This window comes from Microlunatus speluncae, from assembly GCF_009299835.1.
Taxonomy (GTDB): domain Bacteria; phylum Actinomycetota; class Actinomycetes; order Propionibacteriales; family Propionibacteriaceae; genus Microlunatus; species Microlunatus speluncae.
In genome coordinates, this window is the sequence record NZ_VKCZ01000018.1 from 122,886 (window position 1) to 146,538 (window position 23,653).

At 67.3% G+C, this 23,653-nt stretch carries 20 protein-coding genes; 19 read left to right on the forward strand and 1 reads right to left on the reverse strand.

Annotation, left to right across the window (positions count from 1 at the left end; translation table 11 throughout):
- Position 1 precedes the first annotated feature (1 nt).
- The 19 genes from FNH24_RS22070 (at position 2) to FNH24_RS32480 (ending at position 21,894) form a co-directional block, all read left to right on the forward strand.
- A complete protein-coding gene (locus FNH24_RS22070) occupies positions 2-373 on the forward strand; it encodes a hypothetical protein (protein ID WP_152364402.1) in 372 nt (123 codons plus the stop codon).
- Positions 374-912: 539 nt separating this feature from the next.
- A complete protein-coding gene (locus FNH24_RS22075) occupies positions 913-1,389 on the forward strand; it encodes a hypothetical protein (protein ID WP_152364403.1) in 477 nt (158 codons plus the stop codon).
- Between the two features lie 490 nt (positions 1,390-1,879).
- Positions 1,880-2,095, forward strand: coding sequence for a hypothetical protein (locus tag FNH24_RS22080; RefSeq protein WP_152364404.1), 216 nt, complete (start codon positions 1,880-1,882; stop codon positions 2,093-2,095).
- Positions 2,096-2,113: 18 nt separating this feature from the next.
- Positions 2,114-2,431: a hypothetical protein gene (locus tag FNH24_RS22085; RefSeq protein ID WP_152364405.1), complete on the forward strand. Its 318-nt coding sequence runs from the start codon at positions 2,114-2,116 to the stop codon at positions 2,429-2,431.
- Between the two features lie 17 nt (positions 2,432-2,448).
- Entirely contained in the window at positions 2,449-2,907 is a 459-nt protein-coding gene (locus FNH24_RS22090) for a hypothetical protein (RefSeq protein WP_152364406.1), read from the forward strand.
- Positions 2,908-2,964: 57 nt separating this feature from the next.
- Positions 2,965-5,784 carry a hypothetical protein gene (locus FNH24_RS22095; RefSeq protein WP_152364407.1) on the forward strand — a complete coding sequence of 940 codons (2,820 nt, stop codon included), beginning with the start codon at positions 2,965-2,967 and terminating at the stop codon, positions 5,782-5,784.
- 81 nt (positions 5,785-5,865) lie between these two features.
- A complete protein-coding gene (locus FNH24_RS22100; RefSeq protein WP_152364408.1) occupies positions 5,866-8,334 on the forward strand; it encodes a M23 family metallopeptidase in 2,469 nt (822 codons plus the stop codon).
- Between the two features lies 1 nt (position 8,335).
- A complete protein-coding gene (locus tag FNH24_RS22105; protein WP_152364409.1) occupies positions 8,336-8,974 on the forward strand; it encodes a hypothetical protein in 639 nt (212 codons plus the stop codon).
- Between the two features lie 6 nt (positions 8,975-8,980).
- Positions 8,981-10,396, forward strand: a complete 1,416-nt coding sequence (locus tag FNH24_RS22110) for a nucleotide-binding protein (RefSeq protein WP_152364410.1) — start codon at positions 8,981-8,983, stop codon at positions 10,394-10,396.
- Positions 10,393-11,385: a hypothetical protein gene (locus tag FNH24_RS22115; RefSeq protein WP_152364411.1), complete on the forward strand. Its 993-nt coding sequence runs from the start codon at positions 10,393-10,395 to the stop codon at positions 11,383-11,385. Before FNH24_RS22110 ends, FNH24_RS22115 begins: the two co-directional genes overlap by 4 nt.
- A gap of 16 nt (positions 11,386-11,401) precedes the next feature.
- Positions 11,402-13,930 (forward strand): ATP-binding protein, encoded by a 2,529-nt coding sequence (locus FNH24_RS22120; RefSeq protein ID WP_152364412.1) that lies wholly within the window; start codon positions 11,402-11,404, stop codon positions 13,928-13,930.
- Positions 13,917-14,897 carry a hypothetical protein gene (locus FNH24_RS22125; protein ID WP_152364413.1) on the forward strand — a complete coding sequence of 327 codons (981 nt, stop codon included), beginning with the start codon at positions 13,917-13,919 and terminating at the stop codon, positions 14,895-14,897. The genes FNH24_RS22120 and FNH24_RS22125 overlap by 14 nt, the downstream gene beginning before the upstream one ends.
- Before the next feature lie 50 nt (positions 14,898-14,947).
- Complete coding sequence (locus tag FNH24_RS22130) at positions 14,948-15,973, forward strand: LacI family DNA-binding transcriptional regulator (protein ID WP_152364414.1); 1,026 nt, start codon at positions 14,948-14,950, stop codon at positions 15,971-15,973.
- A gap of 70 nt (positions 15,974-16,043) precedes the next feature.
- Positions 16,044-17,174 carry an ABC transporter permease gene (locus FNH24_RS22135; RefSeq protein ID WP_152364415.1) on the forward strand — a complete coding sequence of 377 codons (1,131 nt, stop codon included), beginning with the start codon at positions 16,044-16,046 and terminating at the stop codon, positions 17,172-17,174.
- 6 nt (positions 17,175-17,180) lie between these two features.
- Entirely contained in the window at positions 17,181-18,107 is a 927-nt protein-coding gene (locus FNH24_RS22140) for an ABC transporter permease (protein WP_152364416.1), read from the forward strand.
- Positions 18,104-19,117, forward strand: coding sequence for an ABC transporter ATP-binding protein (locus FNH24_RS22145; RefSeq protein WP_152364417.1), 1,014 nt, complete (start codon positions 18,104-18,106; stop codon positions 19,115-19,117). Before FNH24_RS22140 ends, FNH24_RS22145 begins: the two co-directional genes overlap by 4 nt.
- Positions 19,114-20,169, forward strand: coding sequence for an ABC transporter ATP-binding protein (locus tag FNH24_RS22150; RefSeq protein WP_152364418.1), 1,056 nt, complete (start codon positions 19,114-19,116; stop codon positions 20,167-20,169). The genes FNH24_RS22145 and FNH24_RS22150 overlap by 4 nt, the downstream gene beginning before the upstream one ends.
- Positions 20,166-20,957 carry an ABC transporter substrate-binding protein gene (locus tag FNH24_RS32475; protein ID WP_152364419.1) on the forward strand — a complete coding sequence of 264 codons (792 nt, stop codon included), beginning with the start codon at positions 20,166-20,168 and terminating at the stop codon, positions 20,955-20,957. The genes FNH24_RS22150 and FNH24_RS32475 overlap by 4 nt, the downstream gene beginning before the upstream one ends.
- Positions 20,958-20,988: 31 nt before the next feature.
- Complete coding sequence (locus tag FNH24_RS32480) at positions 20,989-21,894, forward strand: ABC transporter substrate-binding protein (protein ID WP_281351066.1); 906 nt, start codon at positions 20,989-20,991, stop codon at positions 21,892-21,894.
- Position 21,895: 1 nt separating this feature from the next.
- On the opposite strand, the gene FNH24_RS32005 is transcribed toward FNH24_RS32480, so the two are convergent.
- Positions 21,896-23,635, reverse strand: coding sequence for an alpha/beta fold hydrolase (locus FNH24_RS32005; RefSeq protein ID WP_217428418.1), 1,740 nt, complete (start codon positions 23,633-23,635; stop codon positions 21,896-21,898).
- Positions 23,636-23,653 lie beyond the last annotated feature (18 nt).

Below are 23,653 nucleotides of genomic sequence, written 5' to 3' on the forward strand. Positions count from 1 at the left end.
CATGACTCGTGCATTCGAATTGCTGCTCGCGGTAGCGCTGATTGCGCTTGGAACCATTGCAGTTGGGACGAGTCCAGCATACGCCTGCGAGACCTATGGTATTAATGCCGACACTGCGATTATCGAATGCATCGACAGTCTGCCGTCCGTACCAGAAGCAGATGAAGAAGAGGTAGAAGACAGCAGTCGTTCAGATGGCAATGATGACGAAACGTGGGCAGGCTGGGGTGAGGATCCCTGTGCGGGCATAGCGAACCTTGAGGCATATCGGGATTGCCTCGATTTGCCTAGGTCCAATGTTGTGCGTCTAGGCGGCGAAAGTAATGCGCCGTCCATGACGCCGGAACAAGCTGCGAAACATGTCATCGCGTGATTGAAATTTACCGCTGCTGAGCCGCAAATGGGGCCAAACCGTAGCCACCACGACCTCCCGTTCGATACGGCGGTGGGCTATCCAGTTTGGTTGTGGACTACCGGTGGTACGTCAAATGACTCTGTGACGCAGACTGTCGGACCCTTGACTGTTGGGATCTCAATCAGACTGGACAAGGTCGTCTGGAAGATGGGGGATGGTACGACCCAGAGGTGCGACTTGGGCACAAAGTGGAGGAAGGGCACCGCGGCAGGAACGGTGTCCCCAAGTTGCGGTCACGAATATCAGAAGCCCGGAAGCTATACGGTCGAGGCGACATCTCGGTGGACAATAGCCTGGACTGCCGGAGGTCAGTCGGGAACAATTCCTTACAGCATCGCGACCGAACGGCCGTTCGAAGTTGGTGAAATCCATGTGCTTGTTCGCTAGGGGAATGGTGGCGATCGGCAGAGTTCGCGGTAGCCTTTCGCAGGATTCAAACCAATCGTCGTCTCACCAAGGAAAGCGAGAATCTGGTGCCTAGCCTACTTCGAATCCGGTTGACTGCGTCCTTCCTGGCAGTCGTCGCGGTGGTCGCCCTAGCTGGTTGCGCGAACGACAGCAAGCCCGAGGATCACGCCGAATTCGCCGAGAAGTGGGTAAACGCAGTCTCCCATATTGATGGGCAGGATCTGAACTGCAGAATCGCGACGGACTGGTATTCATCTGAGAGAACTGGGGAGACATGTCAGAACGTCTTCGATGTCGTTCAGCAGCAGTACCTGAATGTCCAGTATTATTTTCGTCAGGAAGGTGGAGTGAGTAGCGCAACTTCCCTCTCGGGCGCAACCTTTGATTGCAAGCTTGATGAACGGGAGGGGACGGCCGAGCAGCGCGCAAGTACTGGTTTGAAGCTTCCTGTGAGCTGTCTCGACGGGGATGGCATGGGCCTGAAAGTGTACTTGGACAACTTTAGTGGCTCAGCTGACAACTACGCGATCTATCAGGTTGAGGGCGATACCAAGTTCTGGAACTGACGCTCACGCGCAGTGAATCGCTCTGATGGGCCCGAAGCGATAGCATGTCTGCGCGTTCCTACTTGGCTGTTCGCAGGCAACATTCAACGGCTCCTTCCGGCTGTCGGCTGACTCTGCTGGACGTCACACCTGGCCAGCGCCCACTTGTCAGCAGATCACGAGGGCATGCCAGGGTTTGGGGTGCCAATCCGGGGGGCGATCGGGTTAGCATGCGGATGAGTTCCAGGTGATGCGGGCGGCGTGGATGTGGCCAGCCCGCAGGTAGGAGGGGCCGATGAGTCGTCTAGGTGCCGGAGTTGCCGGCTCGCTGGGTCGACCCATGGCGGCCCCCGTCATTCCATTCTCAGGAGTGCGCTCGTTGCCGCTCGTACAGGCCCAGATCGAGGTCGGGCGTCGTCTCGGGGGATTCGGAAGGAGGTTTCCGTCCTCGGGGTGAGGCGTAGACACGTAGGTTCCATGAAACCTATCGTGATCGGGAGAGGTGGGTGCGATGAGCGATCGTGACATCCAGCGGCTCCAGGCTGGCGAAGAACGTGAGTCGGTTGCCCGCCGGTTGCGTGCCCGGTTCGGCTTGTCCGACGGGCAGCGAAGTCAGGTGTCCGAATGGCTGGAGGACCGGGGCGGTATACCGATGGCGATCGGAGCCGCGGTACTCGGGGTGTTCCTGCTGATCAAGGTGGTCAGCAGCGTCATCGGCGGCAGCTAAACGAGAAGAGGAAAGACCATGGACGGTGAAGTTGATCTGTCCGGTAACTGGGAAGCGTTCTGGCAGGCGGTCACTCGCAGCGCGGGATCTGGATTCACGACCGCGGCTGCCTGGCTAGGCATGTTGGTAATCATCGGTGCGCTGGTGGTGTTCTTCTGGCGTCGGACCCGGGGCCGATCGGAAGAGGGAACGAGTGGCTGGGTCATCTGGGCGGTTGTCTTCGGATCGATCCTCGCGGCTCCCGGATTTCTGATGCCGGCCATCCTGACCCTGATCGACGTTGTCGCGAACACCGGAATCGGACTCTGGCAGGCATCACAGGGCCAGGCAGGCTGACCGAAAGGCCAGGCCCTGTGAACGAGCAGCCGTTGTACGCGTTGACGGACATGACTGGCCGGGAGGCGTCCAGCGCCCGGCAACAGACCATCGGCCCCGTCGACATGCCCTATCGAGCCTTCATCGTTGGCTGTATCGCGTTCGTCTGCGGAATCGCTCCCACCTTGCTGCTCTGGATCCTCATCGGCCCGATCGCCCTCCTCTTGTTGGGCATTTTGGTGGGTGGCGCGGTCTGGCTCTTCCACGGTGCGACACGACGTGGCCTGCAGATCCGGAACTACCAGATGCTGGTGAACCGCCGGACCGCTGTCCTGAACCAATTCATGCTGGGTGCGGTCACGGTCCACGTGCCGCACGACGACTGGACCCTCGTCCGTCCCGGCAGCCGGCCGAATCCCGACAAGCGCGTCCTCCCGGAGGACCAACCACTCAAGCCCGTCAGCACGGCCGCGCGCGTGGCCTCGATCTTCGACTGAAAAGGGATTCCGATGCAGCCTGCGGGGGGACGGACGATGGTGCGGCGGATATCCGGCGTGCTGTTCCTGGCCCTGGTAGCCCTTTTGTTGTCTGCTTCCCCGGCTGCGGCGGAGCCGACGGACGGCGCGCAGACCAGGGCGATCTGCGCGGCCACCGATGGGACTGCCGACTACCAGTACCTGCCGGTGGAGCGTTGGTCCGGCGCGACTCAGCAACTGCACGTGCGCTCGGCCGGCGGTTTCCCGACGGACTTCGCACCTCTTCAACGTCAGCTTCAGGGCAGCACCTTCGTCATCGGCGACTTCCTCTATTCGGTGACCACCAAGCTCGTGATGTGGTCGACCGAGTTCTGTCCTCTGCAATCGGTTGGCGCGACTATCGACTCGGCCGCTGCCCAGTTCGGCCGGTCCGTTCTCTCCTCGCCGCTACTGGCAGGCCTGGCTGTCATCGCGACCGCCGGGCTCCTGCTCCAGGGTCTCCGCCGGGAAGGATCCTGGCTGGCCAGGCTGGCCGTGAAGATGGTGATCGTCGGTGCTCTTGTGGTGATGGTCGTCGGCGCGACTAACAGCCGCACCGACGAGGCCGGGAGATTCATTCCGGGCGAGGGTTCCCCTGGCTGGTTCGCCACCACCATCGATGAGGCAATCACCGAGATCGCGTCCGCGCCCGCTGCGGCATTGTCGACCCCGAACAGTGACGAGGGTGCGGGAATCGACACCGACCAGCTGAGTTGCGGCGCGTACATCAACGCCTTGCGACGAGGCTACAACGACTCCGCTCGGGATGACGGAACGCTGATCGATGCTAAGTCCGTACCGGCACAGACGATCTCCAATCTTTGGCAGGTGTCCGGCTACCGCGCCTGGTCGGTTGGCCAGTTCGGTCGGGACAACTTGAATGGACAGAGTCGAGTTGCATGCCGGATGCTCGATCACAATGCTGCTATCCCCGCTGGAATTGGTTCGTACACAATTGAGGGTCAGGGAGCGGAGAACAACCGGTCAGCAGCGACGCGCGCCGACGTGCTCTCGCGTGTGCCAGACCCGCGCATCGCAGTCTCTCAGGTCGGAGTGAATCCCAACGCCCCAGCCTGGCGACCACTGAATCGAGTGGAACAAGATAAGGCCTGGATCGCGTGGGCATCCTGCGTCCCGCAGGATGGGCTACTTTCAAACATCGATGCCACTGGTGGATGGCACACACCACGCGGCCAGGGTTGGTTAATTGCAGTCGAAGCCGCCCGCGTGGGGGCGGAAGAAGGGCGATCAGCAGCACTGAACTCCGCTTGCTATAACTTCTTCAATCGAAATGGTGACACAGTCGGCGACATCTTCGACTGGGGCGACGGTGACGCGAAGCTGAAGGAGAACGCCGGCGAGATGCCGGCTTCCATCTACGACTTCATCTCGTCGCTTCACGGGTCCAATCTGGGGGCCAGCGGTTCGGCGGTGATCGGGTATCTGCTGTCGGCGATCGGAGTCGCGGCAGTGTTCGGGATGGCCGGCGCCATCATCATGATCATCAAGGCTATTGCCGCATTCATGCTGCTCTCGGTGATCTTCGTCGCGCTGCTCTGTTTGCTGCCGCGGACTGATAACAACCGTCTGATCAGGTTTATCAAGGGATATGTGGGCCTGTCCTTGGCGGCCGCCTTCGGCGTGTTCATTCTCAGTCTGATCACGCTCTTCACCAACGTGATCCTGAATGTGATCAAGGGATTCGTCGGCCAGAACACGGATATGGGGCTCATCCTCGGTGGCCTCGCACCGGTCATGGCGGCGGTTGCGTTGCACTTCGCCTTCCGTCAGGCCGGCGTCCCTTCACCGATGACGCTCAAGGGCGCGATGTCGTTCGGTGGCGCGATCGCCGGCGGAGCGGGACTCAATGCGATCCGTCAGGGCGGGCAGCAGATGCTGAGTAGCGCGAAGGACATGGTGAATCGTGGCCGCGAGCGACTTCCCGGCGCGGACGGCGACGCCTCGCGGGCAAGCCAGTTGGGCAAACGCAACGCCGACCTGAACACCGAGCAGCCGTTGCGGCCGAGAACGGCGGATAGCGGGCCGACCGGGCCGACCCCGGAAGACATCCTGAACGATCCGAATTCGACGCTGAGGCAACGGAGGGCGGCGGCGCGGCAGCGGATGGCCGACATCGACGGGCTTCGCGAGGACCAGAAGGCCTCCCGGCGGGAGGAGGCGCAGCAGGAGCGGGCGGCCCGCCAGGCTCGGATTTCCGGCGCGGTCGAGTCCACTCGGTCGCAGCGGATGATCGATCGCGGCAAGGAGGTCGGCAGCGCGGTGGCTGGGCTCGGGTCGGCGGCGGCCGGAGCGGTCGGCGCCGTGGGGGCCCGGATCGCTGGCGCGGCACCGGCCCCCGTTCGGCGGTTCGGCCGGTGGTCCGCTGACCAGGCGCGGGTGCAGGCCGGGGTCTGGGGGCATCGCTTCCGGCAGGATCCGGGGCGTGCCATCGGCCGGGCGACGAAGACGATGGCGCTGGCCGGCGGCGCCCTGCTGCTGGGGGCACCGGCCGGTCTGGTCGGCGGGGCGGTGGCCGGCGTGGTCGTCGCGCGCCGGGCCAGCTCGGCGATCCAGCGGCGACGCCGCTCCCATGCGGGGGTACGGCAGCAGCAGCTCCGGGACTACCGATCCCGCGCCTACGCCAGGCAGCAGCTCGAAGCCGAGTTCAAGTCGTTCTCGGCCGGCGGAGCGTCCGGCGGGGTCAGGGGCGGAGCGCCGGCCGGGCCCGCCCGACGGGCTCGTTCGGCGCCAACGGGAGCGAGCGCGCCGGCGCGGGCAGAGACTGGATCTGGGACGTGGCCGGGGAACGAGTCGAGAGCGGAGCAGCTGTCGCGCTCCGGAGAACGGGGCCACTTGTGAGACGGATCGAGGAGGCCAGTCGCAACCGCGTCCACTGAGCGGAGGCCCGACCCGCGACCGTAGCGAAGGGAGGTGACCGGGATGGCAGACAACGGCGAACCGGCCGGCGCGGCCGGACCATCGTCGGGTGGTCCCTCCCGGTCCTTGTCCTCGGCGAAACGGCTGGTCTCCGGCAGCCGGTCGGACGGATCCCTGGGCGGTGACGTACGGGATGTCGCCGGCCACACCCGCGCCGGCGCCGAGCTGGGCGGCCGGATCGGTGGCGGGCAGGGCGCGGCGATCGGCGCGGTCATCGGCACCGGTGCCGGGGCCATCAAGAACCGGGGTTTCCGCCGTCGGGCGCTGATCGTGGCAATCGTGGTCGTTGCCCTCCCGGTGCTGCTGATCGCCAATCTCGGCATCACCGCCTCCCAGGTGGGCGGCGCCGTGGCGACGGACTCCAGCATGCGAGAGCAACTGTCCCGCGAAGCGGTCGAGGCCGAGGGGCTGACCGCGGCCGAGGTGCAGGACTACACGCTCGCCGCCGACGGATCCGGCACCACCTGGACCGTGCTCGCCGCGATCGATCGCGCCGCCGGCGGCTGGTCCGCGCCCGGCGATCCGCCGTACGGGATCGAGCTGGCGGCCTTCAACACGGCAGCCGCCAAGCTCGGCGTCGAGCGGCTCACCAAGGAGACCGCGAAGGACCGACGGCACGCCGGGGTCGCGCTCGGTCGGCTGTTCTCGGCGATGATGCTGGCCGGCCCGGGCACCGATCCGCAGCAGGTCGACGCCGGCGCCATGCAGGTGCCGGATCCGCTGGATCCGAATCGGTTCATCATCGGCATCAACAAGGACGATCCGGGCAGCGCCGGCGTCCACGACCGGACCCGGAAGGCGTTCGAGCAGGTGTTGTCGCACCTGCCGATCGCGTCGGCCGACGACCAGGTGCGCACGTTCGACGCGGCCTTCCGTTGGGCGATCGGCCAGAAACCCGAGCCGCAACTGGCGGCGGGCGCGTGCACGCCGGGCCAGATCGGGCAGATCGGATTGCCCGGCAACCTGCCCCGGGTGGACAGCTTCACCGACGTCCAGATCAAGAACGCCGCGACCACGATCGCGGTCGGCAAGGCACTGAAGCTGCCCGAGCTGGCCTGGCGGATCGCGCTGATGACCGCGCTGGTCGAGTCGCAGCTCGGTGCCGACGGCTCCACCGCCTCGCCGGACGGCAACCATGACGTCGGGGTGTTCCAGCAGCGGGCGCTGCTCGGCTGGTACGCCGACGGCCGCACCTACGAGGAGAACGTACGACTGCTGAACGACGTGCAGGTCGGCGCGAAGACGTTCTATCAGGGCCACAAGCTGACCGCGGAGAACGTCTCCGACGCCGAGAAGGCCGGGGTCGAGCCGGCCGGCCCGGTGGGCTATCACGTGCCGGGACTGCTCCAGATCGACAACTGGCAGACCAAACCGCCGGGTGATGTCGCCCAGGACGTCCAGCGGTCGGCCTTCCCCGGCCGCTACGCCCAGCGGGAGTCCGAGGCGGTGGCCCTGATCAATGCCCTCGGTGAGGTCACGGGCAACCCGGCGGTCGCCTCCGATGAGTGCCAGAGCGGTGGCGGCGAGTTCGCAAACTGCCCGGCGACGGGCTGGCCGTCGGAGCGCGGCCTGAAGCCGGACGCGTTGCGGACCCTGCGCTGCACCAAGAAGCACTTCCCGATGATCACCACCATCGGCGGCTACTACTTCTCCAACTCGGGCGAGCACCCGCTCTATCGCGCGGTCGACATCATGATCCCTGACTACGAATCGGCCGAGGGCAAACGCCTGGGCACGGAAATCGCCGAGTGGGTGAAGGCGAACCAGCGGCCGCTCGGCGTCATGTACGTCATCTGGCAGGAACAGATCTGGTCGGTGGAGCGGGCCGACGAGGGCTGGCGGCAGTGCGGCGGCGCGTCGGCCTCCTGCTACAGCGGCCCGGACGACTCCGCGGCGCACCGGAACCACGTCCACGTCTCCGTGTACGGCAACAAGGGCGTCGTCGACACCGGCAGCGGCGACGGCAAGTGGGGCCTGCCCACCGCCCAGAACTACTCCATCGGTCACGGAGTGTGCGTCGCGAGCAGCAACGAGTGTTGGGGCTATGAAGGCCACACCGGTCAGGACATGTCGACCAACGAAGGCTCGCCACTCCTCGCGGTCGCCGACGGCACGGTGTCCACGGCGAAGGTGATCTGCCCGAGCTACACGAACGAGCAGCGGCGCAGCAACCGGGGATGCTCGTACGGCCGCTTCGTCGTGATCGACCACGGCGGCGGAGTGCAGACCTACTATGCGCACCTGAACTCGTTCGGGCCCGGGATCCAGGAGGGCGTCCAGGTGCGCCGCGGCCAGGTGATCGGCACCGAGGGCGAGCAGGGCAACGCGCAGGGGGCGCACCTGCACTTCGAGGTCCGCCGCGGCGGCGCGGTGATGAACCCGATCACCTATCTCGAGCAGCAGGGCGTGCCGATCCGGTGCTCCCCGCAGATGGTCAACAACGCGGGTCACGTGCCCCGGGGGGACTGCTGACATGGCTGCCGCACGGAGTTCCACCAGTCTGGTCGGGATCGCACTGGCCGTTGTGATCGTTGTGGCGGTTGTGGTGGGGATTTGGCGATCCGTTGCGGGAGGTGCGCCGGACCAGCCGGTCGGCGCGCCGGTCCCGCCTGCCGTTTCGACGACCCCGCCGTACGAGCACCACGAGGACGACGGCGAGGGAGCCACGGAAACCCCGTCCGGCCCACCGCCCACCAACCAGCCCAGCTCCGGCACCGACGCCGGCGAGCACGGCAGTCTTCCCCCTGATCAGAAGGCGGTTGTGCTGAAACGGGCGGCCGCGTTCTGGAAGGCGTTCTCGGTCCGCGATCCGGCCGAACGAGACACGGCGCTGGCCGCCGTGGTGGTGCCGTATCTGGCCGATCGGATGTCGGTACGCTCCACCTCGCGGATACCCGTGGTGACCCCCGTCCGGTCGGTGATCGTGGACGGTACCTTTTCTCAGGCCACGGTCGTATCCGAGGCAACTGGCAGCAGCTCGCGGAACAATTGGTGGTATGTGACGTTGGTATTCGATCCGGTACCGGAAACCTGGTCGGCGCAGGCCTATGAAGAGGCTTCGCCCGGCCTGATCGCCGCCGCCAAGGAAGCCATCAAGAAGGAAGGGAGGTGAGGTGAGGTGACTACCCCCATCGGCCTCATCGGGCTCGATCCGCTCGCAGCCCACCTCACCAGAGCCGGTTTCACGGTTGCCACCAGCCCGGATCTGCGGATCGCGGCGGACCGGGTGCACGAGCTGGTCACCGACCACGGTCCGGTCGGCTGCCTGATCCTGAACCAACCCCGGGTGCAGAGCCTGATCCCGCGGATCTATCGGCACGTCAATCTGACCGTGCTCGGCACCGACCAGCATCCGATCGTGGACGACGGTGACGGCTACCGCACCTATCAGTTGCGCGGCGGCAGCACGGTGGTCGACGTGCTGAAGAACGCCGGAGTGGTCACCGACGCCATCGACCTCGATCAGCTGCCGCCCGGCCTGCAGTTCGAGTCCGACGGCTCGCTGCTCGACCCCAACGTGCCGGACTGGTCCGAATGGGACCCGGACCTGCAGTCGCCGCGCCGGGCCGCCGCGGGCGATCCGGAGGGCCTGGCGGGAGTCGTGCCCACCGATGACGAGTTCTTCGCCGAGTCGGTACGGCGAGCGCTGCGCGGCGGCGCGATCCGGACCGGCCAGGCCGAGGTGCTGTTCACGCTGTCCGGTTCCGGCGGCGTCGGCAAGTCCTCGCTCGCCCTGTCCGTGGCCAATCGGGCCGCCAACCGCGGCCGCCGGGTGGTGCTGATCGACGCCAACCTCGGCCAGCCCGACCTGGCGACGTTCCTCCGGGTGGCCGACGGTGACCTGCCGACGGTCTTCGACGCGGTGCTCGACGACAACGTACGGACCGGCATCATCTCCCCGATCGCGCTGAACCGGACCCGGGACGCCCGGTTGTCCAAGGTCAACTTCGCCTTCATCCAGGGTCCGACGGCCGAGCAGTTGGGCACCGGCCGGATCACCGCCGGAGTGGTCGCCGGCATGATCAGCCAGGTCCGGCAGTTCTGCGACCTGGTCGTGCTGGACACCCAGATCCTCGAGCGGGACGACCCGCGCGGCCTGGTCACCCAGATCATCGAGCCCGAGCTCGGCGCCGGCGGCTGGGCGCTCGCGGTCACCGGCATGTCGACCGCGGGCCTGTCCAACCTGATCGAGGTGATGGAGCGGCTGCTCCGGCTGGGCGTGAACCCGAGTCACGTGATGTCGCTGATCAACCGGGTGCCGACCAATCTCGCCCTGCACAACCAGGATCGGATCGTCGCGGCGCTGCGCGAGCTGTCGGTGCACATCGGCACGATCTGGGAGGACAACGAGATCCTGTCCCGGATGAACGCCGGTGAGCTGGTCTCCGATCTGCCGGTCTGCGCCAACCTGATCGACACCGTGCTGCACCGGATCTTCGACATGCCGGTCGAGGCGCCGGCGTACGTGCCGGAGGCGGAACGGGAGCGCCGTCGGGGCTGGTTCCGGCGACGTGGAAAGGAGTCCGGCCGATGAGCCCCAAGACCGCGAACGGCACCTCCCGCAAGCTCAAGAACGTCGACTGGTGGGACGAGCCGGACACGTTGCCGGTTGTCGTCGACCCGCGCAAGGGCAAGATCAGGCGCCGGTTGATCACCGTCTACCTGTGGGTGTCGGCGATCTTGTTCCCGTTCCTGATCTTCGCCGTGATCGTGCTGGCGGTACGGATCGTGGCCCCGCCCAGCGCCAACGCCGGTGCCGGCCCGGACAACTCGGTCACCCGGGAGGCGGCCCAGGCCCAGGTCGCGGTCGAGCGCTGGCTCGGCGAGACGCCGTCGCCGCTGCCCGGCGGTCGGGTGGTGGCCTACACCGGCTCGACCAGCAAGGCGGCCCAGCAGCGGGAGGGCCAGCGGTCGGAGCCGCGGACGCTGACCACCTATTCCTTCGTGCTGGCCGATTCCGCCGGCCGGATGTACGACACCAGCATCCAGCTGGTGATCTCCGACGAGGGCGCGGTGGCCCTGGCCGATCCTTCCTTCGTCCCGATCCTGCCGGCCAATCCGGAAGCCGGCGGCCAGACGGAGTGGCCGTGGCCGGGGGTCGCCTCGATCGCCGCGGCTCCGGAGTACGCGCAGGCGGTCAACGCCTGGACCAAGGCCTACACCGGCGGCGATCCGGCCGCGCTGAAGCTGGCCGTCGGCGATCCGGCCGCGGACCGGTTCTACATGCCGCTCACCGGGGTCAGCTTCACCGACCTCAGCATCGGTCAGGTGGGTGCGCTCTGGGCCGATGATCAGGACCGGACCAAGGAGTCGAAGCCGCGGCAGGCGCTGCTCCGGGTCACGGTTTCCGCGGTCTGGGCGAGCCAGCGGACGGCGACCCAGCAGCCGACCCTGACGTACGACCTCCTGTTGGACCGGGCCGACACGGCGGCTCCGGGGGTCGTCGCCTGGGGTCCGCCCGGCGCCGACCTGACTCCGTACAACAACGCGGTCGGCCGGAACCCACGGCCGGCGACGCGGTGAGAGGGGAGCGTTGATCATGGCGGCACAGAAGCGACGCGGCTCGGCGCTGAACCAGCTGTCGACCAAGCCGACCTACTACACCACGCTCGGCCCGACCTATCCCGGCGGCCGCTGCCGCTCCAGCATGGACGGCAGCGTCTGGCTCTATCGGTCGGTGCCGCTGAAGCCGGTGGTCGACGCCCGCGACGACAAGTCGGCGCTGGACGCGATGACGCCGTTGTTCCGGGCCTACGTCGAGCTGGCCGGTCTGGTCGACGCCACCTCGAATCGCCGCTACACGGCGCGGTCGTCGTACCGGCGGACCCACGCGTTGTTGATCAACGTCCAGGAGAACTTCCATCTGCCCTGGACCCATCCGCTCGGAACCTATCTGAACAAGGGATTCGGCGAGGAGCCGATCGACAACCGGCTGCTGCTGTTCGGCGTCCAGCTGAACGACAAGGTCGGCGGTGGCGGCGGATTCCGTGATCGGATCGACTCGTTGGCCGCGTTCTTCAAGGACGGCCTGATCCCGCTCGCCGACTTCGACGAGGACTACGCCCGGGTCGACGCGGCGTTGGCCCGCTGCGGGTTGGTGGTGCCCCGGCCGGAGCAGTTCAAGCTGGCCGACGCGTACTGGAATCTCGGCGAGACTCCGGCCACGCCGCGGCTGAACCACCTCGAGCACATGCACGTCTTCCACTCGCCCGACTCGATGCGTATCGCCGAGATCGTCGGCACCGAGAACTGCGAGGCGCTCGAGGCGGTGCCCGGGCAGAGCGCCGTGACGTACGCGTCGGTCACCGAGTTCGACTTCGAGTTCGATTCGCCGACCGACCCGATCGCCCACTGGGTGTCGTCCTTGATCGACGAGGGCGCGATCGCGGTGTCGCTGCGCGGGCTGGTCGAGCCGGCCAAGATGACCCGGAATCAGCTGCGCAGCCAGCGAAAGCGGTTCATCCGCGACATCGAGGATCGGCGCAAGCAGGGCCAGTTGTCCCGCAGCGAGCAGGACGAGATGTTGATGAAGCTCGGCCAGGTCGAAGATCATTACGGCAAGGGCGGCGCGAACCCGTCCTTGATCGACGCCAGCGGGCTGGTCGCCTTCTCCGGGATCAAGAGCCTGGACACCTTCAACTCCGCCAGCAACCCGATCCGGCTGGCGCCGATGACCCTGCTCCAGCCGGGTGCGATGGCCGAGACCTGGCTGTGTTCCAACGTGCGCGCCAATCCGAAACTGCACGACATCCCGGTCCAGGTCGTGGCCGCGTCCGGGATCACTTCGCTGTCGTTCGTCGGCGACGCCGACGGTGCGCTGGTCGGCTTCACCGAGCGGGACCGGCAGCCGGCCTGGCTGTCGCCGAAGGCCGCCTCGGCCAAGGACAAGCTGCCGCTGTTCCTCTGCGCGGCTTCCACCGGCTCCGGTAAGACCATGCTGCTCCTCAACCTGGCCGATCAGTGGGCCCGGTCCGGCGAGTCGGGCGTGATCATCGACCCGAAGCAGGGCTCCGATCACGCCGCGGTCGTCGAGGCCTGCGGCGGCCAGACGATCCGGCTGGACGACATCCGTTCCGCCGATGGGATCTTCGACCCGATCCGGTTCTCGGCCAGCACCGAGGTCGGGGTCGAGCTGGCCAGCTCGATGTTGTTGTCGATCAACGTCTGGGGCGACAGCTCGGCCAAGGCGCGGGTGGAGCAGCCGCTCGGTGAGGCGCTGCGGTACGGCGTCGAGCACGGCGCGACCTGCATCGGCCAGGCGTTGGAGATCGCCGACCGGGAGCTTGATCATCTGCCGGAGGACATGATCCGCCGGGTGATGTCGGAGTCCCGCAACTCGGCCACCTTCTCGGCCTTGTGTGGCACGGATCCGCAGTCCAAGGCGCTGACGGTCAACGAGGGCATCACGTTGATCATGGTCGGCGACAACCACCTCAATGTGCCGCTGGCCGGTCAGCAGCCGGACGGTCTGGGGCAGCGGACCGCGCTGGCCCTGGTCCGGATGATGGTGTTCGGCTCGGCGGCCGCGTTGCGGTCCCGCGGCGGCGGCTTCGTCTCGCTGGACGAGGCGTGGATGTTCCTCGGCGCCGGTGCGGCCGAGGTGGAGCGGCTCGGCCGGCTCGCCCGGTCGCAACGGGTGCTGCCGCTGCTCTTCACCCAGCGGGTCACCGACGCGCTCGAGGCCGGGTTGAAGGGCTACATCTCCCGGCTGGCGATCGGTCCGCTGGAGGACGAGGACGAGGCGATCGCCGCCTGCCGGATCGCCGGTCTGAACCCCGACCGCTACAAGGCGCGGATCATGCTGCCCGGCACGCTGGGTGGTGACTCGCACACCGGCGAACAGCCCAACTGGGACTCGATGCACGCGTTGAAGAGCCCGCGCAACAGCCAGGTGCTGCGTGGTTCGATCTTCATCTACCAGGACCTCGACACCCGGGCGGTGCCGACCGAGATCAGGTTGACCGACGACTTCCACCGGTTGGCGTCGACCAACCCGGAGGACGTCGAGGTACGCAAGCGCGAACGAGAGGCGACCTTGCGGCAGAATTCAGACGGTGTCCTTGTATAGCTCGGAGCACGAGCCCGACCCGGCCGCGCGCTGGCGTACCGCGAACTCCGGTGTGCCCGCCGGTCTCGCCCTGCTCGACTGCGGCTCCACCTATGATCTTGCGGTCGGATACGCCGAATTCCGCGAGCACACGGGACTTGATCATGCCGAGCTGATCTCCGAGTTCGTCGTCGCCGCTCCGCTGCCGGCCTATCCCGATGTCCTGTCCGAGCATGATCGTCGCTGGCCCACGGTGAATCCCGAGGCTCTGTGGCATCCGGCGTTCTGGCTGCCGGCCGAGGTGTGGGTGCGTCAGGTCCGGGACGACCTGGAGGAACCCGACCCGGTCTGGGTGGTTCGGGTCTGTCTCGAGCTCGAGGCGGCCGGACTGTACCGGTCCGATCGCGGCTGGCGGGACGTGCTGTACGACGTCGGGCTGCGCGTGGAGGACGAGGCGGACCTGGTCCGGATCAGGGAATGGCAGCAGGGCCGGGACGATCCCGCGCTGGATGCGATCGACCTGTCCGCACGGCTGGTCCGGATCCCAGATGATCAAGGAACCGGTGATCAAGGAACCGGTGATCAAGGAACCGGTGATCAAGGAACCGGTGATCAGGAGGATTGGGCGGGGGCGGCCGCGGCCGGACTGATCGGCGACCTGCTCGGCCGGGCCTGGGCGGTGCATGCGGACGAGTTCCTGGGGTGGATCGTCGAGGCCGAGTCGGGCGAACCGGTCCGGCAGCGCGCCGAGACCCAGGCCAGCCTCGGCCCCGGCGTCTTCGCCGGCGCGGTGGCCCCCGGGGTCGATCCGGGCACGGAGTTCTGGAGTTGGTTCAGCGACATCGTGGACGACCTCGGGCTGAGTGACGAAGCCCTGCTGTCCGGTCCGATCACCGCCGCGAAGCCGTGGCTGACCGCGACCCGCGCCCACTACTGGTCCAGCATCGACGCCCTGGCCGCGGCCGCCGAACGGGCCGCCGCCGGCTGATCACGCCGAATCGCCCTACCCGGATCCCGTCCCGGATTAAGATCAATCCTGTGGCTCGGAGCCGGATGCGCGACATCGCCGCGCGGCTGGGCGTCTCCGAAGCGGCGGTGTCCTTCGCGCTGAACGGTAAGCCGGGCGTGTCGGATGATCTTCGTGTTCGGGTCCGCCGGGTCGCCGACGAGCTGAACTGGCGGCCGCACGCCGCCGCCCGAGCGCTCGCGGACTCGACGGCCCGAGCGGTCGGCCTGGCTCTGTGTCGCGACGACAACAGCACCAGCGGCGAGGGCTTCTTCATCCAGTTCATGGCCGGTCTGTCCAGCGGGCTGGAGAGCGAATCGATGGCGCTGGTGCTGCAGATCGTGCCGACGGTGGCCGAGGAGGTCGAGGTCTATCGCCGCTGGTGGACCGAGCGCCGGGTCGATGCCGTGGTGGTGCTGAATCTGATCAAGGACGATCCGCGGCCGGCCGCACTGGCCGCCATCGGCTGTCCGGCGGTGCTGGTGGCCGGACCGTACGCACCGACCGGGCACAGCACGGTCTCGGTCGATGACGCAGCGGCGATGCGCAAGATCGTCGGCCACCTGGCCGAGCAGGGGCACCGCCGGATCGGCCATGTCGGCGGCCCGGCGGAGCTCGATCATGCCGAGTTGCGCCGCAGTTCTTTGGCCCGGGAAGGGAAGCGGGCGGGCATCCGGACCACGACGGCGCGCACCGACTACAGTGAGCGGGCCGCCCTCCGCGCGACCGAGGCGCTGTTGCGGCGGAAGGATCCGCCGACGGCGATCGTCTTCGACAACGAGATCCTCACCCTGGCCGGCCTGGCGGCGATTTCGGCGGCCGGGCTGCGGGTGCCGGAGGACGTGGCCGTGATCTCCTGGGAGGACGGGGCGATCTGCCGGCTCGCCACCCCGCCGATCACGGCCCTGGACCGGTCCGCCCAGTTGCTCGGTCGGCACACCGCGACTGCCGCGCTCCGGCTGCTCGACCGCTCCGCCGGCGTCGAGTCCGAGGTCGAACTGCAGCCGGAGCTGCTGATCAGGGCCAGTAGTAATTTCGCTAAACGATTGACCAACTAAGGCGCTTAAGGTTAGCCTCCACCCATCGGGGCCGGTTCGGCCGGGATGCGGGCGCGGGGAGGCGATCGTGATGGCCGTTTCCGATCTTCGTCCGGCCATCGACCCCGGCGGGACGCTGGATCCGCGGGCACCACTGGATCGTCTTCGGTTGGCCGCGGCCGTCGCCCCACCGCGCCGGCGCTCGGCGTCGGCCCTGATCGGCGCCGCCGGCTACCTCGGCCGCCGGTTGTTGATCTATCTCGGCGTTGCCGCCGTGGCCACGGTGCTGAACTTCTTCCTGCCCCGGCTGATGCCCGGCGATCCGGTCCGGGACTACATCCAGGCGACGATGAACGCGACCGGCCGGCCGCCGAGCGGGTTCGAGCTGCGCAGCCTCGAAGTCCTGTACGGAAAGCCGGACGAGAATCTGCTGATCGCCTTCGGCCAGTATCTGGGCGAGCTGGCCCAGGGCAACTTCGGGCTGTCCACGTCCAGCTATCCGACCCCGGTCACCGAGATGATCGCCCAGGCACTGCCCTGGACGATGGTGCTCGGTTTCGTCGTCGTGATCGGCGGCTGGGTGATCGGCACCGCGGGCGGCGCGGTGATCGGCTGGCGGCCGGGCTCGAAGCCGGATTCGGTGCTGACCCCGGTGATCATGTTCTTCCACTCCATCCCGTCCTACTGGCTGGCGCTGGTGTTCATCTGGTATTTCGCCTACCGGAACTCCTACTTCCCGGCCCAGGGGGCGTACGGCCGCGACGTCGAGCCGACCCTCAGTGATCCGGCGTTCCTGCCCGATGCGGCCTACCACGCCGCACTGCCGCTGTTCGTCACCCTGGTGCTCGGCTTCGCCGGCTGGATGTTCGCGATGCGCAACATGATGATCAACACGACCAACGAGGACTTCGTCGTGCTGGCCCGGGCCAAGGGCCTGCCGCACCGGGACATCCTGTTCCGCTACGCGGCTCGCAACGCGATGCTGCCCAACGTGACCGGGCTGGCCCAGGCGTTCGGCGGGATCCTGATGGCCATCGTCTTCATCGAGACCACCTTCGCCTATCCGGGGGTGGGGCTGCTGTTCAACAAGGCGATCTTCAATCGGGACTATCCGCTGATGCAGACGCTGTTCCTGATGGCGACGCTGAGCACGTTGATCTTCAACTTCCTCGCCGATTCGGTGTACGTGCTGCTCGATCCGCGGACCCGAGAGGAGCGCTGAGACCTCATGCTGCGACGGTTCCTCTCGATCACCAAGGTCCGGATCGGGCTGGCGATCTTCGTGCTGATGTTCGCGGTCGGGTTCGGCGGTCCGTGGCTGATGATGGACGTGCTCGGGATGGATCCGCTGATCGTCGACACGAACCGGCTGGCCGCCCCGCCGAGCCCGGAGCACTGGCTCGGCACCACCGCCAGCGGTCAGGACGTGCTGCTCCGGATCGTCCTCGGCACCCGCGGCTCGCTGCTGGTCGGGCTGACCTCGGCGCTGATCGCGACCGGCATCGCGCTGATCGTCGGGATCACCGCCGGCTACCTCGGCGGCGTCGTCGACGGCGTGATCAATGCGGTGATCAACATCTTCCTGACCATGCCGTCCTTCGTTGTGCTGTTGATGATCGCGGCCGCCTTTCGGGACATCAACTGGTTCATGGTCTCGGTGATCATCGGCGTCTTCGAGTGGCCGGGCACGGCCCGGTCGATCCGGGCCCAGGCCATGTCGCTGCGCGGCCGCGACTTCACCGCGGCCCTCAGGACGATCGGTGAGAAGCCGTGGCGGATCGTGCTGGTGGAGATCGCGCCGCACCTCAACGGGCTGGCCTCCAGCCTGTTCCTGAGCGCGTTCGTCGCCGGCATCTTCGCCCAGTCCGGGATGGCGTTCCTCGGCATCGGCAACGCCAGCGAATACAGCTGGGGCACCGAGATCAATCTCGCCTCGGGCCAGAACGCGCTCTTCCGCGGCCTCTGGTGGTGGTTCGGGCCGCCGGGGTTGGCGATCGCGCTGCTCGGGTTCGCCACCGCCTTGATCAACTTCGGGCTGGACGAGGTGACCAACCCGGCCCTCAGCTCGAAGCGGTCGGCGATCGTCCGGCGCTTCCTGGCCGAGCGGCGGCGGCGCCGCCTGGCCCGGCCGACGACGACGGAGGTGCTCGGATGACGACCACCGATACGGCCACCCGGCTGCTCGAGGTGCGGGGGCTGAACGTCGCGTACCTGACCGAACGCGGCCGGGTGCCGGCCTGCAGCGACATCGACCTGACCGTGAATCGGGGCGAGATCATCGGCGTGGCCGGCGAATCGGCGTCCGGCAAGTCCACGCTGCTGACCGCGATCACCCGGCTGCAACGGATTCCCGCGGTCACGGTCGACGGCCAGGTGCTGTATTACGGCTCCCGCGGCAGCGACCCGGTCGATCTGGCCGGGCTGGACGAACCCGAGCTGGCCGGGCTGCGGTGGAGCGAGATCTCGGTCGTGATGCAGTCGGCGATGGCCTGTCTCAACCCGGTGCTGCGGCTGCGGTCGCAGTTCACCGACGTGCTGCGGGCCAAGAATCCCCGGCTGAGCAAGACGGCGCTGCGACAGCGGGTCGCCGACCTGCTCGCCATGGTCGGCATCGCGCCCGACTACATGAACAACTATCCGCATCAGTTGTCCGGCGGCATGCAACAGCGGTCCTTGATCGCGCTGGCGATGGCCTGTGACCCGGAGCTGGTCGTGATGGACGAGCCGACGACGGCCGTCGACGTGGTGATGCAGCGCCGGATCCTGAACCAGATCCTGCAGTTGCAGCGTCGGCTCGGGTTCGCGGTGATCTTCGTGACCCACGATCTGTCGCTGCTGCTGGAGATCGCCGACCGGATCGCGATCATGTACGGCGGCCGGATCGTCGAGGTGGGCACGGCCGAGCGGGTGTATCGCGACCCGCGGCATCCGTACACCCGGGGCCTGCGCGACTCGTTCCCGCCGCTGACCGAACCCGTCCGCCGGTTGACCGGCATCGCCGGATCGCCGCCCAACCTGCTCCGGCTGCCGGCCGGCTGCGCCTTCGAACCGCGCTGCCCGGTCCGGATCGATCGCTGTGCCGAGGTCCGACCCGAGCTCGTCGACCTCGATGACGGCGAGGTCGCCTGCCATGTCGCCGTCGCCGCGGCGGAGAGTCGATCATGAACGAGTCGGCGGCCGGTGCGGCCGGTGGCGACCAGCCGGTGCTGGAGGCGGTCGGCGTCAGCCAGCACTTCACCGGCAAGTCGAGCACCGGCCACCGGACCAAGATCAAGGCGGTGCGCAACGTCTCGCTACGGCTGTTCCGGCGCCAGATCATCGCAATCGTGGGGGAGAGCGGATCGGGCAAGACGACACTGGCCCGGCTGTTTTCACTGCTGCATCAGCCGACCGAGGGCGAGATCCGGTTCCAGGGCGTCCCGGTGGACCGGAGCCGGCGCGGCCGGTCGGCCTACTACGCCGAGGTCCAGTTGATCTTCCAGGATCCGTTCGGGTCGCTGAACCAGCTGAAGCCGCTGCGGCACATCATCGGTCGCGCGGTTCGGCTGCACACGGAGGCCCGCAGCCGGTCGGCCGTCCGGGAGCGGGTCCACGAAGCGCTGGAGAAGGTGAGCCTGACCCCGGCCGAGGACTACGCGGAGCGCTATCCGAGTGATCTTTCGGGCGGTCAGCGGCAGCGGGTGGCGATCGCGCGGGCGCTGTCGATGAACCCGGCCGTGCTGCTGGCGGACGAGCCGACGTCGATGCTGGACGCGTCGATCCGGCTGGACGTGCTCAACCTGCTCCGTGATCTTCGAGATCAAGAGAGCCTGGCGATGCTCTACATCACCCACGACATCGCCAGCGCGCGCTACCTCAGTGATCTGATCGCGGTGATGTACGGCGGGGAGATCGTGGAGCAGGCACCGACCGAGGAACTGGTGGCGGCGCCGTTGCATCCGTACACCCGACTGTTGCTGGAGTCGGCGCCGAATCCCGAACACTACAAGGACAACGGAGCCGCGGGCGCCGGGAGCCTGGACGACGAGGACGAGGCGGAGCCGGTCGACGTCGCGGTCGATCTGCCGGGCTGCCGCTTCGCCGCCCGCTGTCCTCAGGCCATGAACCTGTGCGCCGATCGCAACCCGCCGTTGGTCGACGTCGGCGGCCGGTCGGTCGCCTGTTGGCTCCACCTCACCGACGATGCACGCCCCAACCGACACGAAGGAGTGCCATGAAGATCAAGAAGGGCCTGATCGCGGTCGCCGCGGTGGCGGCGGTCGCCCTCGCCGCCTGCTCCGGCGGCAGCTTCGGCAACAAGCCGCCGGTCGCCGAGAACGACGGGGTGATGACCATCGCCATGAACACCAATCCGGGGGTGGGCGAGTCCAACCAGTTCACCAAGAACTGGAATTTCTGGGCCGTCGGCGGCAAGGGCGTGGCCCCCGGCATGTCGCTGCTGTACGAGACGTTGCTCGGGATGGACAAGGCGAACCCGGGCAAGCTGACCCCGGCCCTGGCGGAGTCGTACGAGATGAAGGACGGCGGCAAGCAACTCGTCTACCACCTGCGGAAGGGCGTGAAATGGTCCGACGGTGTCGAGTTCACCGCCAAGGATGTGAAGTGGACCTATGACCGCGCGATCGGCGACGCCTGCACGGATCGGGAGAAGGACGAGAACGGCGAGTGGGATTACAAGTGCTGGGTGGCCAGCAAGGTGCAGACGCCGGACCCGTACACCGCGATCGTCCAGTTCAACGAGCCGGATCGGCAACAGGTGCTGAACTTCGCCGCCTGGTATCCGATCTTCCCCGAGCACATCTGGTCGAAGAAGAACGTCGACAAAGATCAGAACCTCGACCCGGTCGGCACCGGACCGTTCAAGGTCAAGGACTTCAAGCCGGAGATCATCAAGTACGAGGTCCGCGACGACTACTGGGGCGGCAAGAGCCAGGGCGTCCGCGAGGTGCAGATCATCCCCCGGGGCCAGCGTCGGCGCCCGGCAGGCCCAGCTCAGCCGGGGTGAGATCGACTGGACGATCGGTGCCGCCGCCGGCGTGCTGACCGACTTCGTCCAGCCCGACCCGGACAACAACCACTACCGCTTCTATCCCAACGGCGGCGGCTACGGCGTGATCTTCAACCACACCGTGAAACCGTTCGACGATGTCAACGTCCGCAAGGCGATGCGGGATGCGATCGATCCGACGAAGGCGCGCGACGCGGCCGCCGTCGGCTACACCATTCCGACGCCGGCCGGGCTGGACCCGACCATGTATGCACCGGTGCTGACGCCGGAGACTTCGCAGCCGCAGCAGCAGAACATCGAAGCGGCCAAGGCCGGCCTAGCCGCCAGCGGCTACACCGTCAACGCGGCGGGCAACCTGGAGAAGGACGGCAAGGAACACCCGATCACGCTGTACATCAACGTGTCGAATGATCAAGACATGCAGGCCGGGCCGATCTTCGTCTCGCAGTGGAAGGAGGTGCTCGGCCTGAACGTGAAGATCCAGACTCCGGCCGAAACGATCTTCAACAAGGCGGCCTCGAAGGGCGAATATCCGCTGTTCTTCGGCACCGTGGCCGGCGGCACCTCGATGTACTTCGCCTACCAGGGCTACTCGCTGCAGAACACGGTGGCGATCGGCACCGAGTCGCCGTCGGTCAACTACGGTCGGTGGAAGAACGCCAAGGTGTCCGATGCCGCGTACGGCTTGCAGAGCGTCGATCCGGGCGACTACGCCGGGACCAAACCGCTGGCTTCGGTGATCGCCGAGCAGGCGCTGGCCGAGGCACCGTTCATCGCCACCGAGGGCACCGGCTATCAGGTGATGTGGAGCAGCCGGAAGTGGGACGGGATGCCGGCGACCGGCCAGGCGGCGCACGTGCCGTCGCTGGACAACTACCAGGATCCGATCTTGACCATCCTCGCCATGGCGCCGTCGACCCCGAAGGGTCCCTAGGTCAACGGAGCAGGGCCAGCCGGCGCTGGCAGTCCTCGAGCTTGCCGTCCGCCGGTTGGTTCGGATCCTGGTAGCTGACTCCGTGGTAGTGCCCGATCATGGCGGAGGAGAGGGCATGGTGCAGCCCGTGGGTCTGCATGGCCAACGTCGCCAGCCCGAAGGTGTCGGCGAAGCCGGCGATCTCCGGATCGACGGCGATGATCACGGCGGAGGAGAGTCCGACGACGTCGGCCACGCGACGGAATGCGTCGGTGTTGACGACCAGGCTGAACGCAGGATGGCAACGCGGCTTGTGCTGCCCGGCGAAGGGTCCGGTCGCCGTGTCCTCGATCGTCGCTCCGAGCCGCTGGATCCGGCCGGCCCACGGGTTGAGGCTGCGCCCGGGACCGTCGTGCTCTTCCACCCAAGGGAATCGGGCCTGGATCGCCCACGCGGAGTCATCGGCAGCCAGCTCCGCCGCCATCCGGCCGACGGTGTCGTCCTCGAGCTGGTAGGTGTCGGCGTCGGCGAACAGGAAGTGCGTGGCCGTGGGGTGAGCGGCGACGAACTCGCGCATCACGTCGCCGTGACTGTTGACCTTGCTGTCCGCCACCGGCCAGCGGGAGCGGGTGAACTCGACGCCGAGTTGATCACAGGCCATGATCAGGTTCGGGAGACCTTCGTCGGTGGAATGGTTGTCCATGATCGTGATCCGGAGCCGACCGGAGGAGAGCCAGTCGACGTGGGCCGCCGCCAGGCTCCGCAACGCCAGCTCGGCGAACACGGAGGTGTTGTGGTTGACGATGCAGGCACGGATCCGGATGGGCACGGGTGCCAGCCTAGAAGCCACCCCCCGGTCAGTGCAGATCTTTTTGGGCTCGCCAGAAGGTCGACAGCGCGGGTGCCAGGCCGCCCTTTCCTGCATGGGCAGGGAATGGGACGCGTTCGGCCAGAGCTCGACCGTCGCGTCCGGGCGCAGGGAGCGGAGCCGTTCGGCGGCCTTGGTGCCGCCGGCGAGGGATTTGGTGCCGGCGAAGTCGGCGCGGAGCGGCATCGGCAGGGAACGCCATTCCTGGTCGGTGAGCATCCGAGGGGTCGGGAGCACGGCTCGGTAGCCGGAGCTGCCGTGGTCGATCATGATCGACAGTGGTGTCCGGACTCGGACCTCCTCGACGGTGACGCCGCCGAGCTCGGCCAGCGCGCGATCCTTCCAGGACCGGGGGAGCGGGAGTTGCGTGATCGTCGCCCAGAACAAGCTCGACACCGGCGGCGGCCGGAGGACGAGGACGGGTTCGAGCAGGGCCAGGGTCGCGACCTGCTCGGGGTGCCGCAGGGCATGGATGGTCGCGATGGCTCCACCGAAGCTGTGCCCGACACTGTGCACCTTGTCGACGCCGAGCCCAGTGATCGTCTGGGCGATCCATTCGGCCTGATCATCGGAGTTCGCGAACGGCCTCGTCTGGACGGACAGGCCGGCGTCGCCGATCGCGTCGATCGCATAGATCGTCCGCTGCCCGATCCAGTCGGACAGGTTCTCGGCCCACATCGGCGCTCCCGAGGCCCGGCCCGGCAGCAGCAGGACCGGCGGCCCGGAAGCCGTCCCCTCCCACTCGTAGGCACGGACCGACCCGAACTCAGTCTCGACGTCGAGCGTCCGCGTCGGCTCGGGAAGAGTCCGCAGCACTGTTTGGTAGGCCTCGACGTAGGCCTCCCGCGCGGCGCTGCTCCGCCATCGTCCGATCTTGGCCGAAGAAGTGGGCACCTGCACACCCTGTCACAG

Bases quoted from the DNA above. Each gene is read 5' to 3' on its own strand.
- FNH24_RS22070 (WP_152364402.1), top strand. From the start codon at position 2: ATGACTCGTGCATTCGAATTGCTGCTCGCGGTAGCGCTGATTGCGCTT.
- FNH24_RS22080 (WP_152364404.1), top strand. From the start codon at position 1,880: ATGAGCGATCGTGACATCCAGCGGCTCCAGGCTGGCGAAGAACGTGAG.
- FNH24_RS22085 (WP_152364405.1), top strand. From the start codon at position 2,114: ATGGACGGTGAAGTTGATCTGTCCGGTAACTGGGAAGCGTTCTGGCAG.
- FNH24_RS22100 (WP_152364408.1), top strand. From the start codon at position 5,866: ATGGCAGACAACGGCGAACCGGCCGGCGCGGCCGGACCATCGTCGGGT.
- FNH24_RS22105 (WP_152364409.1), top strand. From the start codon at position 8,336: ATGGCTGCCGCACGGAGTTCCACCAGTCTGGTCGGGATCGCACTGGCC.
- FNH24_RS22115 (WP_152364411.1), top strand. From the start codon at position 10,393: ATGAGCCCCAAGACCGCGAACGGCACCTCCCGCAAGCTCAAGAACGTC.
- FNH24_RS22120 (WP_152364412.1), top strand. From the start codon at position 11,402: ATGGCGGCACAGAAGCGACGCGGCTCGGCGCTGAACCAGCTGTCGACC.
- FNH24_RS22135 (WP_152364415.1), top strand. From the start codon at position 16,044: ATGGCCGTTTCCGATCTTCGTCCGGCCATCGACCCCGGCGGGACGCTG.
- FNH24_RS22140 (WP_152364416.1), top strand. From the start codon at position 17,181: ATGCTGCGACGGTTCCTCTCGATCACCAAGGTCCGGATCGGGCTGGCG.
- FNH24_RS22145 (WP_152364417.1), top strand. From the start codon at position 18,104: ATGACGACCACCGATACGGCCACCCGGCTGCTCGAGGTGCGGGGGCTG.
- FNH24_RS22150 (WP_152364418.1), top strand. From the start codon at position 19,114: ATGAACGAGTCGGCGGCCGGTGCGGCCGGTGGCGACCAGCCGGTGCTG.
- FNH24_RS32475 (WP_152364419.1), top strand. From the start codon at position 20,166: ATGAAGATCAAGAAGGGCCTGATCGCGGTCGCCGCGGTGGCGGCGGTC.